A 15,509-nucleotide genomic window follows, 5' to 3' on the forward strand; every position below is an offset into this window, starting at 1 on the left:
TATCAGGCCGGCGTGGCTTTAGCGAAGCCGGCAAGCCCCGGCCATGACGAAGAACGGAAACGACCAAGGCCATGCTCACCGAAGCCTCAACCTATGACGAGCTCTACCGCAACTTCCGCTGGGACATTCCCGCGCGCTTCAACATGGCGACTGCCTGCTGCGACCGCCATGCGGACGGCACCAACCGTCTCGCGCTGATTTACGTCGATGAGGACGGCGCGACGACGCGAACCTCGTTCGACGAGGTGGCCGAGATGTCGCGCCGTTTTGCCAATGTGCTGAAGGCCGACGGCCTGGTGCGCGGCGACCGTGTCGCGGTGTTTTTGTCGCAGTCGCTGGAACTACCGATCGCGCATCTCGCGGCGTTTCGTTCAGGCCTGATCTCGATTCCGCTGTTTGCGTTGTTCGGCGAGGATGCGCTGGAATTCCGCCTGTCGAATTCCGGCGCCAGGGCCATCATTACCGACGAGGCTGGCTGGGAGAAGCTCACGAAAATTCGCGACCGGCTGCCTTATCTTCAGGATATCTACGTCACCACCAGCATCGCGCATGCCGGCGCAAAACCGTTCTGGCCGGCGATCGAGGCGGCAGACGAAGAGTTCCCCACCGTCGACACCTCGGCCGACGATCCCGCCTTGATCATCTACACCTCCGGCACGACAGGAAATCCGAAGGGTGCGCTGCATGCGCACCGGGTGGTGCTGGGTCATCTGCCGAATGTCGAGATGTGCCACAACTTCTTGCCGCGCCCCGGCGACCTGATGTGGACACCGGCCGACTGGGCCTGGATCGGCGGGCTGATCAACGGCCTGCTGGCGTTCTGGTATCACGGCATTCCCCTGGTCGGCCATCGCGCGCGCAAATTCGAGCCGCAGGCGGCGATGGCGATGATGGCGGACCTGGGCATCCGCAACACCTTCCTGCCGCCGACCGCGCTGAAACTGATGCGGCAGGCCGGCGTGAAAAATTCCGGCGTAAAACTGCGCAGCATCTTTACCGGCGGTGAATCGCTGGGCGGCGAATTGCTCGGCTGGGTGCGCGAAACCTTCGGCATCGACGCGCACGAAGTGTTCGGCCAGACCGAATGCAACCTCGTGATCGGCAGCAATTCGAACCTGTTTCCGATCCGCCCCGGCTCGATGGGCAAGGCGACGCCGGGCTTCGACGTCCGCATCGTCAACGATCGCGGCGAGGAATTGCCGAGGGGTGAGCGCGGCGTCATCGGCGTGCGCCAGCCCTGTCCCTGCACCATGATCGAATACTGGAAGAGTCCGGAAGCGACCGCGAAGAAATATGCCGGCGAATTCCTGCTGACCGGCGATCTCGGCGTGCAGGATGAGGACGGCTATTTCTGGTACGTCAGCCGCGAGGACGACGTCATCACCACCGCCGGCTATCGCGTCGGCCCGTCGGAAATCGAGCACACGCTGATGAAGCATCCGGCGGTGGCGATGTCGGCGGTGGTCGGGATTCCCGATCCGATCCGCACCGAATCCATCAAGGCCTGGATCGTGCTGCGCCCGGGCTTTGCGGCGAGCGACGAACTGGCGCGCGAGATCCAGGAGTTCGTGAAGGTGCAGCTCGCCGCCCACGAATACCCGCGCTTCGTACAGTTCGCCGAGACGCTGCCGATGACGGCGACAGGCAAGGTGCTGCGGCGCGAGCTGCGGGCGCTTGGCTAGCTTCTCTTCGGTCAATTCGACGCGGTAGATACATGCAAAAAAATGCTTCTCACGCCGCGGGCCTGCACCGCGCCTCGCTCACGAAGCTCCACGAACTGGATGCGGCGCTGGAGCTCATGTATTACGGCTGGCGCGGCATGACGCTCGCGGCCGACCAGTATCTCGCCACGCTCGGCCTCTCACGTCCGCACCATCGCATTCTTTACGTGGTCGCGCGACAGCCCGACATCTCGATCGGCGCACTGATCGAGATCCTCGGCATATCCAAGCAAGCCGTGAACCGGCCGCTAAACCTGTTGCTGCAGCGTAAACTCCTGACATCGAAGCGGTCGCCCGAGCAGCATCGCTCCAAATTGCTGCGGCTGACGGAAGCAGGAAAACGCATCGAGCAACGGGCATCGGGCCATGAGCGCAGGGTTCTGCGCGAGGCGTTCGATCGTGTCGGCCCGCCCGGGGCTGCCGCCTGGATGGCCGTCATGGGGGTCATTGCCGACAACAACTGACAATTTTCTCAAGTCAACGTGATTGACGTGAGAGCCGCCCTATGTCATCTCCTTCCGGCAGTTGCACCGAGGGAGGGCGCGAGCATGAGCGAATACGCAATGGACCGCGCGGCGGCCGGACGCTTTGTCGAGGCGTGGTGCGCGAACTGGCGCAAGGTCGATATCGACGCGGTCGTTTCGCACTTCGCCGAAAACGCCGAGATGCGCAGCCCGTTGGCGCTCAAATTGACGGAGTCCCCGGTAGTCGCAGGCGCCGAGAACATCCGCGCCTATTGGCAGAGGCTTACGGCGACATCAAGAGCGCAGATCTGAAAATCCTGAACTGGAGCTGGGACGACACGATCGCGCGCCTGACGGTGTGGTGGCAACTGGGCGACAGCCGCGCCAGCGAGTTCATGGACTTCGACGGTGCCGGCCGTGTGGTGCGCAGCGAGGCCTTCTACGGAAAGTAGCCATGCGATTTTCGGATTTCGTACTCCTTCTCAACGCGCTCTGGTTCGGCGCCGCATTCATCCAGTTCAGCATTGCCCAGGGCAATACGCTGAAGATACTGGTACCCCGGGAGGAGCGCGGCAATCCGATCGCGCCGACCTTGTCGGCCAGCGTGGCATTTCTGGGCGCGATCAATCTGCCGATCGGCCTGCTGTCGCTCTATCTGTTGGTTGCCCGGCCGGCCTTCTTTCAGGCGATCGAAGCGCAGCTCGCGTTGTTCCTGTTCTTCGCCGCGTGTCACTTCAGTCAGTTCGCCTACAACCTTCCGGTCCTCATGCGCGGAGGACGCGTCGGGGTGGCTTATTGGCCGGTACTGAGGGGGCCGATGCTCAGGATCTTCGTCATCGATGCCACGCTGTTCGTGGCCAATGCGGTCGTGGCGATGGTGTTGGGGTCGTGACGGCGAGCCGGCGGCTCGCCGCCCACGAATACCCGCGCGCCGTGCAGTTTGCGGAAACGCTGCCGATGACGGCGAACGGCAAGGTGTTGCGGCGGGAGTTAAGGGTGCTGGGGTGATGGGCAACTCCCGCCGTCGTCCCTGCGAAACGCAGGGACCCATAACCACCGGCCGTAATTGTTGAGCCCGGATTTAGTTCTCTGTCTTTCCAGCAATAATGGCCGCGGAGTATGGGTCCCTGCGTTCGCAGGACGACGGGGAGGGCGGTGCTCGCCTCTCAAATGTTGACCGAGATCAACACGTCTCCCGCGCCGTCTGCCTCAATATCCGGAAGGCCAAATGCGGAGGAATCGATGGCCACGGTCTCCGGAAAAGCCGATCCGGTGGTGCGCCCGATTGCGGCGTCCGATATCGCGGAGGCGCTGGGACGAGGGTTGCGGGATTTTCAGGCAATGCCGCTTTACGGGCTCGCCTTTGGCGCGCTCTATGCCGCCGGCGGCATTGCGATCCTGCTCTGCCTGACGGCGTTCAGTATGGTCTATCTGGCCTATCCGCTCGCTGCCGGCTTTGCGATGATCGGCCCGTTCGTCGCCGTCGGGCTTTACGAGGTGAGCCGCCGCCGCGAGACCGGGCTGCCGATCTCGTTTCCCGCCATCTGGGCAACAGTGAGCACGCGCAGCGAGATCGGCTGGATGGCCTTCGTTACGCTATTCGTGTTCGTGATCTGGATGTATCAGGTGCGTCTCCTGATCGCGCTGCTGCTCGGCCTCAACGCCTCCTTCGCCAGCCTGAACGAATTCATCACTGTGGTGCTCACCACCAACGAGGGATTGTTGTTCCTTGCCATCGGCAATGCCGTCGGCGCCGCACTGTCGCTGATCCTGTTTGCGCTTACCGTGGTGTCGTTTCCGCTGCTGCTCGACCGCGACGTCGATTTCGTCACCGCGATGATCACCAGCGTACGCGCGGTCGTGACGAGCCCGCTGCCGATGATCGGCTGGGCGGCCCTGATCGTGGTGCTGCTCGCGGTCTCGGCGATGCCGTACTTCCTCGGCCTCGTGGTGACACTGCCGGTGCTCGGCCACACCACATGGCACCTCTACCGCCGGATCATCGCGCCGGTGGGTGAGCGAAAAGAGATGCTGTCGTCCCTGCGAACCGCAGGGGCCCATAGCCACCGGCCGCAATTGTGTTGCACGCTGGTCGTTATTTAGTCTGTTCCAACAACGACGGCCGCGGAGTGTGGTCCCCTGCGCAGGGACGACGAAAAACTGACGGCGATGTTACGGCGTCCCGATCCCCAATTCCTTCAGCGCAGCCAGCATCCGTTCCGGCGGCTGCATCTGGATCTCCAGCGCGTTGCCGGTTTCGAGGAGGCTCTTCAGGCTGGAGAGGATCGCGGGCCAGCCGGTGCGGCCACCCGAGAGGATATCGTCGCTGATCTCTCTATCATGCGACTGCAGCATCGTCAGCTTCACGGCGTCGCCGACCTGCTCGATCTCGTAGGTGACGAGCGTCGGCCCGAGCTTCTCGAGCAGCGCCGGCCAGTTGACGTTGAAGGTGACGGTGAGCCTCTTCAAGGGTTCGCATTCGATCACTTCGCCCGAGATATGCAGTGCGCCGTCCGGCGTGCGCATGATGAAGGCGCCGCCGACCCTGAGATCGACTTCCACCGCGTGGCCGGAGAAATACTGCCTGGAAAACTCCGCCTGCGTCAGCGCCTCCCACACTTTCTCCGGCGTCGAGGCGATGTAGATGGTGTAGACGATGGCAGGCTTGAAGTTCTTGACGTCGATTTCCTTCCGCTTACTCATCACGCTTCTCCAACCGTCGTTTCAACTCAGAGAGCGCGACGAGTTTCCCGCGCTCGAATTTCCTGATCCAGCGTTCGCCGATCTGATGGATCGGAACCGGATTGAGGTAGTGCAGCTTCTCGCGGCCATGTTTGTGCGTCGTGACGAGGTTGGCCGCCTCGAGAATCCCAAGGTGCTTGGTCACGGCCTGCCGCGTCATCGCAAGCCCGTCACAGAGTTCGTTGAGCGTCAGTCCGTTTTTGGCGTGAAGCCTGTCCAGCAAAGAGCGCCGTGACGCGTCGGCAAGCGCTTTGAAGACCTCATCCATGCCAAAAATAATAGGCAACTAAATGGTTGCATGTCAAGCTGTGTTTTGGGTACAATCTCAAGGATGTGTTATCGTGCCGTCAGCCAACGCAGATTGGCTTTGAACAATCGGGGTGGAACATGAGCGGTCGCCTCAAGCTCGCAGCCTGTTTCTCGATCTATTTCCTTGCATCAGGCCTGGTTTGGGCGCAGCAGCAGGTGATTGGGGCGCCGCCCGAAGCACTCAACATGAAGCTGGTTGGAACCAGCGATCTGCAGGCGCGCAGCGCCTATCAACCCACCATCCATCATCAGGGCGAGCGCTGGATCGCCTATATCGGCCATCACGGCGGCAGCGACGAGACTCCGATGCCGGTCAATCCGCAGATCGGGAAGGCCGAACCGAACGGCACGTCGATCATCGATGTCACCGATCCCTCACAGCCGAAATATCTGCGCCACCTTCCGGGTCAGGAGGGCAAATATGAACGCGGCGGCGCTCAGATGGTGCGGATCTGCGACGGCAAGGCATTGCCGAAGGGCGATCGGAACGCGGTCTATATGTTGCGCACCTTTGGCGGCGAGGCGCATGAGATCTGGAACGTTGCCGATCCCGCCAATCCCGTGTTGATCACGCGGATTGCGGGATTGAAGGACACGCACAAGAGCTGGTGGGAATGCGACACCGGCATTGCCTTCCTGGTGTCGGGCGCGCCGGACTGGCGCACGCGCCGCATGACGCAGGTCTATGATCTTTCCGATCCCGCGCACCCGCAGAAAATCCGCGATTTCGGTCTTCCCGGCCAGGAGCCGGGCTCGACCGGTGCGGTGCCGACCGAATTGCACGGGCCGATCTCGACCGGGCCGTCCGGCAACCGGGTTTATTTCGGCTACGGCACTAACAAGGGCGGGATTTTGCAGATCGTCGATCGCGACAAGCTGCTCAACGGTCCCAAAGAGCCGACCGCGGACAATCTGCGCTCGCCGGAAATTGCGCGGCTGACCATGTCGCCGTTCAACGGCGCCCACACGACGTTTCCGATGCCGGGCATGCCGATTGCGGAATTCGCGCGCGACAAGGACGGCAAAACCCGCGACATCATGATGATCGTCAATGAGGCGATTTTGAACGAATGCAACGAGCCGCGGCAGATGGTGTGGTTCGCCGACGTCACGGTCGAAAACCGGCCGATGATGATCTCGAGCTACACCGTGCCGGAGGCGAGCGGCACATTCTGCGAGCGGGGCGGGCGGTTCGGCGCGCATTCCTCCAACGAGAGCATGGCGCCGGTCTTCTACAAGAAGATGGCGTTCATCTCCTTCTTCAATGCCGGCGTCCGCGCGCTCGACATTCGCGATCCCTTTCATCCCAGGGAAGTCGGCTATTTCATCCCGTCGATCACGGCGGCGACCGACAAACGCTGCGCCAAGATCGACGGCAAGGACCGCTGCAAGGTCGCAATCCAGACCAACAATGTCGAGACCGACGAGCGCGGCTACATCTATATCGTCGATCGCGCCAATACCGGCCTGCACATCCTGGAACTGACCGGCGCGGCGCGCACCGTCGCCGGCCTGCCGTGAGGATGCCGGCGATGCGCCGCTGGCCGGTCATGGTCGTTGCGGTCGTGACGCTCGGCGCGTTGTCGGGCGCCGTGGCCTATCAGCACGTCGTGCCGCGCCAGGGCGACCATAAAGGCGCGTGGCAGGAGATCGCCTGGCCATTCCCGCGCGACGGCTGGCCTGCCGGACGCGCCTTTCGTTGCCGCGGCGCGTCGTGTGGCGATGGCGTCGAGGTATACGTTCGGCCGAAACTCGGCTTCTGCAATTGCGACCGCGGTGTCGCCGATGACGACGAAGTCGACCGCGTCGCCGATGTTGATTTGATCAGCCAGGGCTTCGTGCCGCTCGCGCCGGGCGAGGTCGTCCAGGTCGCCGATATGGCCGGGCGGACCAGGGCCTATGATCTCAAAGCATCCGATGGTTCGCGGCGCGTCGCCACCGGCATCGCCGTGTCGCGCCGCTGCGATCTCCTCGTCGCCGTCGCGCACGGTAACGGTGACGCGTGGGAAACGCGGCGCGCGGCGCTGGCGTTGCTGGCGAACCGCGAAATGACGCGCTGGATGATGGCCGCGATGGAGGGGCGATGACGATAAAGACGGGAGAGGGAGCAGAAGCGCAGCTTCCATCTCTCGTCCGCGCATGCATAATGACGTAACCGCTCTCCCACCGAGTTCATCCCATGTCCCTCCAGGTCTATCTCGCCTTTGTCGCCGCCTGCATTGCGCTCGCGCTGTTGCCGGGTCCCGTTGTCACGCTGCTGATCGCGAACGGCCTGCGGCACGGCACCCGCGCGGCGCTGATCAATTGCGCCGGTGCGCAAACCGGCCTCGCCATCGTGATCGGCATCGTCGCGGTCGGGCTCACGTCGCTGATGGCGACCATGGGCTACTGGTTCGACTGGGTGCGCTTTGCCGGCGCCGCCTATCTGATATGGCTCGGCATCAAGCTGATCTGGCAGCCCGCGGAAGGCGTCAACGCCGACGAGCCGCCACCGCCGCCGCGCGGCGGATTTTTCCTGCAGGGCCTGCTGGTGCTGCTCTCCAATCCGAAGGTGCTGGTCTTCTTCGGCGCGTTCATTCCGCAGTTCATGGACATGGAGAAGGACCACTTCCCGCAGGTGGCCTTGCTCGGCATCACCTTCATGGTGATCGCGGCATCGACCGACGCGGTCTACGCGCTGCTGGCCGGCCGCGCGCGAATGTTCTTCTCCAAGCAGCGGACGCGGCTGGTGTCGCGCGTCTCCGGCGGCTTCATGATCGGCGGCGGCATCTGGCTGGCGCTGACGCGAGCGCGGTGAGCGCGCGGTCCCGTCTACAGGTGAGCTTGCTTCAATGGAGCGGCATAGTCAGGTGAGCCCCCTAGCTAGCCCTCCCCCGCAAGAGGGGAGGGAACGGGCCCTTCGCCTTGGCGAGACGCGATCAGTTGCTGCTTGCGCAACATCTCCTCAATTTCCCCAAGTATCCGCGCCAGCCGTTCGGCCCACGCTTTTTCGCCCGCCTGATCCGAAATCAAATCCTGGCGGATTTCGATGCCCGTATTCATCAACCCGCGCGCCTCGCCATGCACCGGAATCGTGTAATCGGTCTCGTCGCTGACCGCATAGGGCTCGTTGTCGCCGACCACCAGATCGCCCTCGGCGCGCAACAGCTTTAGCAACAGCGGCGGCAGATGCTTGTCGCGGTGGTAGAGCGTGCCGATATGCCAGGGCCGTGCGATCCCGGCATAGACGGGCGTGAAACTGTGCAGCGACACCAGCACCGTCGGCATGGCAGTGCTGCTGCGCTGGTCGATGATCTCGTCGATCCGCCGGTGGTACGGATCGAAGATCTGCGCCCGCCGTATCGCGGCTGCCTCGCGCGAAATGCCTTCATTGCCGGGAATCGTGGTCGCCTCGCTGATGCGCGGTATCGAGCTTGCGACATGCGGCGGACGGTTGCAGTCGATGACGAGCCGTGAGTAGCGCTGCACGATCAGATGAGCATCGAGATGTCTTGAGAGCGCTTCCGCGACGCCGGCAATGCCGATGTCCCAGGCAATATGGCGTGTCAGTTCGCTCTCGGGCAGGCCGAGGTCGCCGAGCACGCGCGGAATGAGCCTTCCATAGTGGTCGCACGTGAGCAGAAACGGCGAGCAGCCTGCGCTGTTGTATTCGTGGACTGGAGGAACATCCTCGGCGCTGAGGAGCAGGGCGGGGCCGGCGGCGTCGTTCAACGTAGTTTCCTTGAAGGATTGCGGTTCGATGAGAATTATCAGAATCGATGGTCGCTTGACGATGCCGTTCCGGATGCTTCCCCACAAGACCGTTTTGGCGCCGGGCCGCCCGGTGGATTGCATCGCTTCGCCCGCAATGACATAGAAATTCCATGATTTCAGATCGACTGTTCGTCTACGGCACGCTGATGCGCGGCTTCGACCATCCGATGGCGCAGCTATTGTCGCGCAGTGCGGATTTTTTGGGCACGGCTACCTGCCGCGGCCGGCTCTATCTCATCAAGCATTATCCGGGGCTGGTGCTGTCGGATGAGCCTGACGACGTCGTGTTCGGCGAACTCTATCGCCTGCGCGATCGCGACGCGTTGCTGGCCGAGTTCGACATGTATGAGGCCTGCGGCGCCGGCTTTCCTGAGCCGACCGAATACATCCGCCGCATGCTGCCGCTGTCGCTCGAAGACGGTACCGTCGGCGAGGCGTGGACCTATGTCTACAACTGGCCGGTCACCAGCCTGCCGCGCATCGCCTCGGGGAAATTTCTGGAGGACTAGCCCGCATCCAGCCTTTCCCGCTCCAATCTGATATCCACCTCGCGCTCGACATAGCGCCATTCCTCGGTGGCGCGCAGCGTGCGGACCAGCTCCTCGAACGTATCAGCATGTTCGGGCGCGTATTCGAACCAGGTCAGGAAGTCGAAGGGCTCGCCGAGATCGCGGCTGTGATAGAGCTGGCGGGCGATCGCCGGCAGGTATTTCAGGCTGTCGGCGATGTGGTGGGATTTGTCCTCGAAGATCTGCCGCCGCTCCTCCTGCGTCAGCTCCCACCACGCCGCCGATTTCTTGATCGGGATCAGTGCGGCATAGGTCGCCTCAGGCCGGCCGATCTCGGCCCGCGCGGCCTCGAGCTCGTTCTTCTCAGCGCGCTCGGTGTAGCGCAGATGGCTGGCGACGCCGGCCAGCCGCCAGGAGGTCGGCGAGGGCAGGATCGGCAATGCGATCGACAGGGAATGCACAACCGACAGCGACGGCGTTGGCGAAAGCGCCGCGCCCTTGACCGGCGCAAACCGCGTCACCCGCCACGCCCCGCTCCTGCCACCCCGGAACACCGTGAACATGCGGGGTATGGAAGCGCGGAACTGGAAGGGATTCAAGCCTCACGCCGTCATTTCCGGCGCGCGAAGCGAACCTGAAATCTCGTCAGGCCCGCTTCTTCGGCTTGACCTTCTGCTGCATGTAGGAGCGCAGCACCGCATTGATACGGCGCTGATAGCCGTCGCCTTCCTTCTTGAAGAAGTCGAGCACGTCCTCATCGACGCGAATGGAGATGGCTCTTTTCTTCGCGGGAATAACCAGAACGGCATCAGACCAGTCGACATCGATCGCAGCCGCATCGGGATCGTTTGCGACGGCCTTGGCGATCTCTTCATCGGTGAGCGCGTCGACTCGCGCCCAGTCAGTCTTGCCCTTTCGGCGGTCGCCCCATTTTCGCGTGACGATATGCTCTTTCTTCATTTTTCCTTGCGCGGCGAGCTGAGATGATCCGGATAACGTCCGCCCGCCGTGTAAACACGACGGTGATCAGTCGATCTCCTGATGAGCCTACAGCGATCCAGCGCTCCTCGTTGTTGCGATCGGATCGTCGAAGAAGATAGGTTCGTAAAAGATTTCGATTGCACCGTCGAAATCAATTCCGTGTTTGGCAAGATTCGAATCGCTTTTACGACTATCCCACTCGAACCCATTAACGGATTCATGGTCGAAGCTTTCGGTCATGTTCACGTTCCATACGATAGTGGCCTCGCGCGACTACCCACGGACGATTCCATCCCGAAATTTTCTTCTATTGTTGTATGTATATACAAATGTATCGCGCCTGTCAACCCGACCAACCGCTCGGATTTTTCCAAGACTGAATGACCTGTGAATAGCGGCGAGAAGCCCGATAAACATCGCTTTCGGGGTCGTCCTCCCTATATCCCTATCGGTTGGCACAAGCCTTCGACTCGGCAAAAACTCACCCCATGCGCTTCACGCCCCAATTTCTCGACGAACTGCGCGCCCGGCTTCCGGTTTCGGAAGTCGTGGGCCGGCGCGTCAAGTTGAAGAAGGCGGGAAGGGAATTTAAGGGGCTGTCGCCGTTCCAGCAGGAGAAGACGCCCTCTTTCACGGTCAACGACCAGAAGCAATTCTACCACGACTTCTCGACCGGAAAGCACGGCAACATTTTCGACTTCGTCATGGAGACGGAAGGCGTGTCGTTTCCGGAGGCCGTCGAGCGCCTCGCCGGGATGGCCGGCATGGCGCTGCCGGCGGCGACCCCTGACGCTGCGCGCCACGAGCAGCGCCGCAAGACGCTGCACGACGTGATGGAACTTGCGGCAAAATTCTTTGCCGATACGCTGGCCTCGCGCAACGGCGCCAAGGCGCGCGGCTATCTCGGCGACCGCGGCATTTCGCCGGCAACGCAATTGCAGTTTCGCCTCGGCTATGCCCCGGGCGAGCGCTTTGCGCTGAAAGAGTATCTGGGCGCGCAGGGCATTTCCACCGAGGACATGGTGGAAGCAGGGCTACTCGTCGGCGGCGACGATATTCCCGTGCCCTATGATCGCTTCCGCGACCGCGTGATGTTTCCGATCGCGGATGCCCGAGGCCGCGTCATCGCCTTCGGCGGCCGCGCGCTGGAAAAGGACGTTCCGGCAAAATATCTGAACTCGCCGGAAACGCCGCTGTTTCACAAGGGCGACAATCTCTACAACCTCGCCACCGCACGGCAGGCGACGCATAACGGCGCGCCGCTGATCGTGGTCGAAGGCTATGTCGACGTCATCGCCATGGTCACCGCGGGCTTTGCCGGCGCGGTTGCCCCGCTCGGCACCGCGCTGACCGAAAACCAGCTCGCGTTGCTCTGGAAGATGGCGGACGAGCCGCTCCTCTGCTTCGACGGCGACCGCGCCGGACAGAAAGCAGCGTACCGCGCCGCCGATCTGGCGATGCCGAATCTGTTGCCCGGCAAGAGCCTGCGCTTCGCGCTGCTGCCGGAGGGGCAGGACCCCGACGACCTCGCGCGAACCGGCGGCCGCGTCGCGATCGAAGAGGTGATCGGAGCCGCGCGCGGGCTCGCTGATATGATCTGGTCGCGGGAGATCGAGGGCGGCACGTTTGCAACTCCCGAACGGCGCGCGGCGCTGGAAGCACGTATCAACGAACTCTCCAACGGCATCCGCGACGAGGTCGTGCGCCGCTATTATCGCCAGGATCTCGCCGAACGCCTGCAGCGCACCTTTGCGCCGGACGGCGCCCGTGGCGGCTATGGCCGGGGTGGCTTCCAGACCAGGCGAGGCGAATCACCCCGCGGCTTTGCCCCGCGCGGAGCCGGGCCGGCCGGCCGATTCGCCCCCCGTGGCGGCCGCCCGCCGGGGATAGTTTCAGGAATTGCCCCCGGCCCCTACCAGGCGGCGAGCCCCCAGCTTGCGACCAGCCCGATCATGCGCGGCCAGCGCAGCGCGATGTCCCGCCGCGAGGCCCTGATCCTGCAATCCCTGATCAACCACCCCTGGCTGCTGCACGATCATCTGGAGGAAGTGGCCGCCCTGGAACTGGCCCATCCCGAGGCCAACAAGCTCCGCGCCGGCATTATCGCAGCCTTCGCCAACGACCATCACCATTCCCCCGATGTCGAGGAGCAGGCCGAGAAAATGCGCGCCGATCTCGAAGCACGTGGATTAGGCGAGGTTCTTCAACGGGTTGAGCGGGCGATCACGACCGCGGCGGTATGGGCCGCCATGCCCGGTGCGGCCCGCGAGGACGTTTTGGCGACCTGGCAGCAACTCGTTGTCTTGCATCAGAAAACGCACGCCCTACTTAGGGAGAGGAAAGATGCCGAACTGGCATTGGCCGAGGAGACCAGCGAGGCCAATCTGGCATGGCTGAAGGACGTCAGCGCCCGGCTGGACTCCCTTGACGGCACCGAGGCCCTGATCGAGGGCTTTGGCGAGCTTTCGGGCCGGTTCCGCAAAAGTGTTTGACGATTAAAAAATGATGCGGACGGCCTTGGCCGGGCCCGCGAAAAGACTCGCCAAATCCATGATTTGGCGGCAAAAACAGGGTTAAGCAAAGCTTAAGGGCCTTCGGGCTACGAAAGACAGAAACCGGTGATGCGGAAGGCAGGGGTGGCGACGGTCTGCGCCGCCCTTTGCGCGTCGTAACCATGGTGCGGAAAAGCGGGTGCCGCTTTCGGCCGATCATGCGAAGGCGAATGAACAGAGCAAGGTGACGGTCGAACGACGTCATCTCGAACGAATTGAGTTGAAGAGCGCGGGTGGCGGCGACGCACGCCCGCATGAAGCGCGTTTCGGGAGCTTGATGAATGGCCACCAAGGCAAAGACGCTGCAGGTTAAGGACAAGGAAAAAGACGACAAGGCAGCGGACGCCCCTGAGAAGGATAGCCCCGACGCGCCGTCGCCGTTGCTCGACCTGTCGGATGCCGCGGTCAAGAAGATGATCAAGCAGGCCAAGAAGCGCGGCTTCGTGACCTTCGATCAGCTCAACGAAGTCTTGCCCTCCGACACCACCTCGCCCGAGCAGATCGAGGACATCATGTCGATGCTCTCGGACATGGGCATCAACGTCTCCGAGGCCGAGGAGGCCGATGAAGAGGCCGAGAAGGAAGAGGCCGACGACGACACCGACAACGAGCTTGTCGAGGTCACGGCGAAGGCCGTCACCGAGGTCAAGAAATCCGAGCCCGGCGAGCGCACCGACGATCCGGTGCGCATGTATCTGCGCGAGATGGGCACGGTCGAGCTGTTGTCGCGCGAAGGCGAAATCGCGATCGCCAAACGCATCGAGGCCGGCCGCGAGGCGATGATTGCAGGTCTCTGCGAGAGCCCGCTGACTTTCCAGGCCATCATCATCTGGCGCGATGAACTCAACGAAGGAAAGATCTTCCTTCGCGACATCATCGATCTCGAAGCCACCTATGCCGGCCCCGACGCCAAGAGCAACATGAACCCGGCGATGATCGCCGCCCCCGCAGGCGACGGCCAGGCCGCCAACGGCGAGGCCGCGCCGGCGCACGTTGCGCCGCCGGCTGCACCTCCCGCGCCGACTCCGTTCCGTGCAGCCCCTGCGGGCGAGGCGGAGACGGAAGAGAAGGATCCCGCGGAAGCCGCCGCCGAAGGCGACATGGATGACGACGAGTTCGAAAACCAGATGTCGCTGGCTGCGATCGAGGCCGAGCTGAAGCCGAAGGTGGTCGAGACCTTCGACAAGATCGCGTCCGAATACAAGAAGCTGCGCCGTCTGCAGGAGCAGGACATCGCCAATCAGCTTCAGAGCGAGTCGCTCTCGCCTTCGCAGGAGCGCAAGTACAAGAAGCTGAAGGACGAAATCATCGTCGAGGTGAAGTCGCTGCGCCTGAACCAGGCGCGCATCGATTCGCTTGTCGAGCAGCTCTACGACATCAACAAGAAGCTGGTCTCGTTCGAGGGCCGCCTCTTGCGCCTCGGCGACAGCCACGGCGTCGCGCGCGAAGACTTTTTGCGCAACTACCAGGGCTCGGAGCTCGATCCGCGCTGGCTCAACCGTGTCTCGAAACTCTCCGCCAAGGGCTGGAAGAATTTCGTCCATCACGAGAAGGACCGCATCAAGGAGCTGCGCCACGAGATCCAGTCGCTGGCGGCGCTGACCGGTCTTGAGATCGGCGAATTCCGCAAGATCGTGCACGGCGTGCAGAAGGGCGAACGCGAGGCGCGACAGGCCAAGAAGGAAATGGTCGAGGCCAACCTGCGTCTGGTGATCTCGATCGCCAAGAAATACACCAACCGCGGCCTGCAGTTCCTCGATCTGATCCAGGAAGGCAATATCGGCTTGATGAAGGCGGTGGACAAGTTCGAGTATCGCCGCGGCTACAAGTTCTCGACCTACGCCACGTGGTGGATCCGGCAGGCGATCACGCGCTCGATCGCCGACCAGGCCCGCACCATCCGCATCCCCGTGCACATGATCGAGACCATCAACAAGATCGTGCGCACCAGCCGCCAGATGCTCAACGAGATCGGCCGCGAGCCGACCCCGGAAGAGCTCGCCGAAAAGCTCGGCATGCCCCTGGAGAAGGTTCGCAAGGTCCTGAAGATCGCGAAAGAGCCGCTCTCGCTGGAGACACCCGTCGGTGACGAGGAAGATTCACACCTCGGCGATTTCATCGAGGACAAGAACGCGATCCTGCCCATCGACGCGGCGATCCAGTCCAACCTGCGCGAAACCACCACGCGGGTGCTGGCCTCGCTCACCCCGCGCGAAGAACGCGTGCTCCGCATGCGCTTCGGCATCGGCATGAACACCGACCACACGCTGGAAGAAGTCGGCCAGCAGTTCTCGGTGACGAGAGAGCGTATCCGCCAGATCGAGGCGAAGGCGCTGCGCAAGCTGAAGCATCCGTCAAGGAGCCGGAAGCTGCGGAGCTTTTTGGATAACTGAGGTTGCTTATGCCCTTGTTCTTCCGAGGGCTTGAGAGTGACACGAGGACTAGCTTAGCTGAATCAAGAGAAGAAGCCGCTTGTGG

Annotated in this window: 19 protein-coding genes; 12 read left to right on the plus strand and 7 right to left on the minus strand. The window is 62.7% G+C overall.

What is annotated here, in order from left to right; genetic code table 11:
- Window positions 1-71 precede the first annotated feature (71 nt).
- The 6 genes from LMTR13_RS04675 to LMTR13_RS04695 all read left to right on the plus strand — a co-directional run bounded on the left by LMTR13_RS04675 (window position 72) and on the right by LMTR13_RS04695 (window position 4,288).
- Window positions 72-1,682 carry an acyl-CoA synthetase gene (locus LMTR13_RS04675; protein ID WP_065726879.1) on the plus strand — a complete coding sequence of 537 codons (1,611 nt, stop codon included), beginning with the start codon at window positions 72-74 and terminating at the stop codon, window positions 1,680-1,682.
- 32 nt (window positions 1,683-1,714) lie between these two features.
- Window positions 1,715-2,185: a MarR family winged helix-turn-helix transcriptional regulator gene (locus tag LMTR13_RS04680; protein WP_065726880.1), complete on the plus strand. Its 471-nt coding sequence runs from the start codon at window positions 1,715-1,717 to the stop codon at window positions 2,183-2,185.
- A gap of 84 nt (window positions 2,186-2,269) precedes the next feature.
- On the plus strand, window positions 2,270-2,497 hold the full coding sequence (locus tag LMTR13_RS42120; RefSeq protein ID WP_236843275.1) for a nuclear transport factor 2 family protein: 228 nt from the start codon (window positions 2,270-2,272) through the stop codon (window positions 2,495-2,497).
- Window positions 2,458-2,637, plus strand: a complete 180-nt coding sequence (locus tag LMTR13_RS42125; protein ID WP_236843276.1) for a hypothetical protein — start codon at window positions 2,458-2,460, stop codon at window positions 2,635-2,637. The genes LMTR13_RS42120 and LMTR13_RS42125 overlap by 40 nt, the downstream gene beginning before the upstream one ends.
- A 2-nt stretch (window positions 2,638-2,639) precedes the next feature.
- A complete protein-coding gene (locus tag LMTR13_RS04690) occupies window positions 2,640-3,077 on the plus strand; it encodes a hypothetical protein (protein ID WP_065726881.1) in 438 nt (145 codons plus the stop codon).
- A 350-nt stretch (window positions 3,078-3,427) separates the two neighbouring features.
- Window positions 3,428-4,288, plus strand: coding sequence for a DUF2189 domain-containing protein (locus LMTR13_RS04695; protein ID WP_083219408.1), 861 nt, complete (start codon window positions 3,428-3,430; stop codon window positions 4,286-4,288).
- Between the two features lie 69 nt (window positions 4,289-4,357).
- On the opposite strand, the gene LMTR13_RS04700 is transcribed toward LMTR13_RS04695, so the two are convergent.
- Together LMTR13_RS04700 and LMTR13_RS04705 are read right to left on the minus strand one after the other, a co-directional pair.
- A complete protein-coding gene (locus tag LMTR13_RS04700; RefSeq protein WP_418219752.1) occupies window positions 4,358-4,888 on the minus strand; it encodes an SRPBCC family protein in 531 nt (176 codons plus the stop codon).
- Window positions 4,881-5,195, minus strand: coding sequence for an ArsR/SmtB family transcription factor (locus LMTR13_RS04705; RefSeq protein WP_065726882.1), 315 nt, complete (start codon window positions 5,193-5,195; stop codon window positions 4,881-4,883). The genes LMTR13_RS04700 and LMTR13_RS04705 overlap by 8 nt, the downstream gene beginning before the upstream one ends.
- Before the next feature lie 119 nt (window positions 5,196-5,314).
- On the opposite strand from LMTR13_RS04705, the gene LMTR13_RS04710 reads away from it, so the two are divergent.
- The 3 genes from LMTR13_RS04710 (at window position 5,315) to LMTR13_RS04720 (ending at window position 8,033) form a co-directional block, all read left to right on the plus strand.
- The gene (locus tag LMTR13_RS04710; RefSeq protein ID WP_156795431.1) at window positions 5,315-6,757 is read left to right on the plus strand and encodes an LVIVD repeat-containing protein; all 1,443 of its coding nucleotides are present in this window, start codon (window positions 5,315-5,317) and stop codon (window positions 6,755-6,757) included.
- Window positions 6,758-6,768: 11 nt separating this feature from the next.
- Window positions 6,769-7,323 (plus strand): hypothetical protein, encoded by a 555-nt coding sequence (locus LMTR13_RS04715; RefSeq protein WP_065732423.1) that lies wholly within the window; start codon window positions 6,769-6,771, stop codon window positions 7,321-7,323.
- Window positions 7,324-7,415: 92 nt separating this feature from the next.
- Window positions 7,416-8,033, plus strand: coding sequence for a LysE family translocator (locus LMTR13_RS04720; protein WP_065726883.1), 618 nt, complete (start codon window positions 7,416-7,418; stop codon window positions 8,031-8,033).
- 65 nt (window positions 8,034-8,098) lie between these two features.
- On the opposite strand, the gene LMTR13_RS04725 is transcribed toward LMTR13_RS04720, so the two are convergent.
- Complete coding sequence (locus LMTR13_RS04725) at window positions 8,099-8,947, minus strand: N-formylglutamate amidohydrolase (protein WP_065732424.1); 849 nt, start codon at window positions 8,945-8,947, stop codon at window positions 8,099-8,101.
- A 152-nt stretch (window positions 8,948-9,099) separates the two neighbouring features.
- Between LMTR13_RS04725 and LMTR13_RS04730 the strand changes: the two genes are divergently transcribed.
- Window positions 9,100-9,498: a gamma-glutamylcyclotransferase family protein gene (locus LMTR13_RS04730; RefSeq protein ID WP_065726884.1), complete on the plus strand. Its 399-nt coding sequence runs from the start codon at window positions 9,100-9,102 to the stop codon at window positions 9,496-9,498.
- Here LMTR13_RS04730 and LMTR13_RS04735 read toward each other — a convergent pair.
- The 4 genes from LMTR13_RS04735 to LMTR13_RS42135 form a co-directional block, all read right to left on the minus strand.
- On the minus strand, window positions 9,495-10,061 hold the full coding sequence (locus LMTR13_RS04735; protein WP_065726885.1) for a chlorite dismutase family protein: 567 nt from the start codon (window positions 10,059-10,061) through the stop codon (window positions 9,495-9,497). The genes LMTR13_RS04730 and LMTR13_RS04735 overlap by 4 nt on opposite strands.
- Before the next feature lie 82 nt (window positions 10,062-10,143).
- Window positions 10,144-10,458, minus strand: coding sequence for a BrnA antitoxin family protein (locus LMTR13_RS04740; protein ID WP_065726886.1), 315 nt, complete (start codon window positions 10,456-10,458; stop codon window positions 10,144-10,146).
- Complete coding sequence (locus tag LMTR13_RS42130) at window positions 10,400-10,555, minus strand: BrnT family toxin (RefSeq protein ID WP_236843442.1); 156 nt, start codon at window positions 10,553-10,555, stop codon at window positions 10,400-10,402. Before LMTR13_RS42130 ends, LMTR13_RS04740 begins: the two co-directional genes overlap by 59 nt.
- Entirely contained in the window at window positions 10,546-10,719 is a 174-nt protein-coding gene (locus LMTR13_RS42135) for a BrnT family toxin (RefSeq protein WP_236843277.1), read from the minus strand. The genes LMTR13_RS42130 and LMTR13_RS42135 overlap by 10 nt, the downstream gene beginning before the upstream one ends.
- Before the next feature lie 248 nt (window positions 10,720-10,967).
- Here LMTR13_RS42135 and dnaG point away from each other — a divergent pair, with 248 nt between their 5' ends.
- The gene (gene dnaG, locus LMTR13_RS04750; RefSeq protein ID WP_065726887.1) at window positions 10,968-12,971 is read left to right on the plus strand and encodes a DNA primase; all 2,004 of its coding nucleotides are present in this window, start codon (window positions 10,968-10,970) and stop codon (window positions 12,969-12,971) included.
- A 341-nt stretch (window positions 12,972-13,312) separates the two neighbouring features.
- On the plus strand, window positions 13,313-15,424 hold the full coding sequence (rpoD, locus tag LMTR13_RS04755) for an RNA polymerase sigma factor RpoD (protein ID WP_065726888.1): 2,112 nt from the start codon (window positions 13,313-13,315) through the stop codon (window positions 15,422-15,424).
- Window positions 15,425-15,509 lie beyond the last annotated feature (85 nt).

Origin of the sequence: Bradyrhizobium icense, from assembly GCF_001693385.1 — a bacterium.
Taxonomy (GTDB): domain Bacteria; phylum Pseudomonadota; class Alphaproteobacteria; order Rhizobiales; family Xanthobacteraceae; genus Bradyrhizobium; species Bradyrhizobium icense.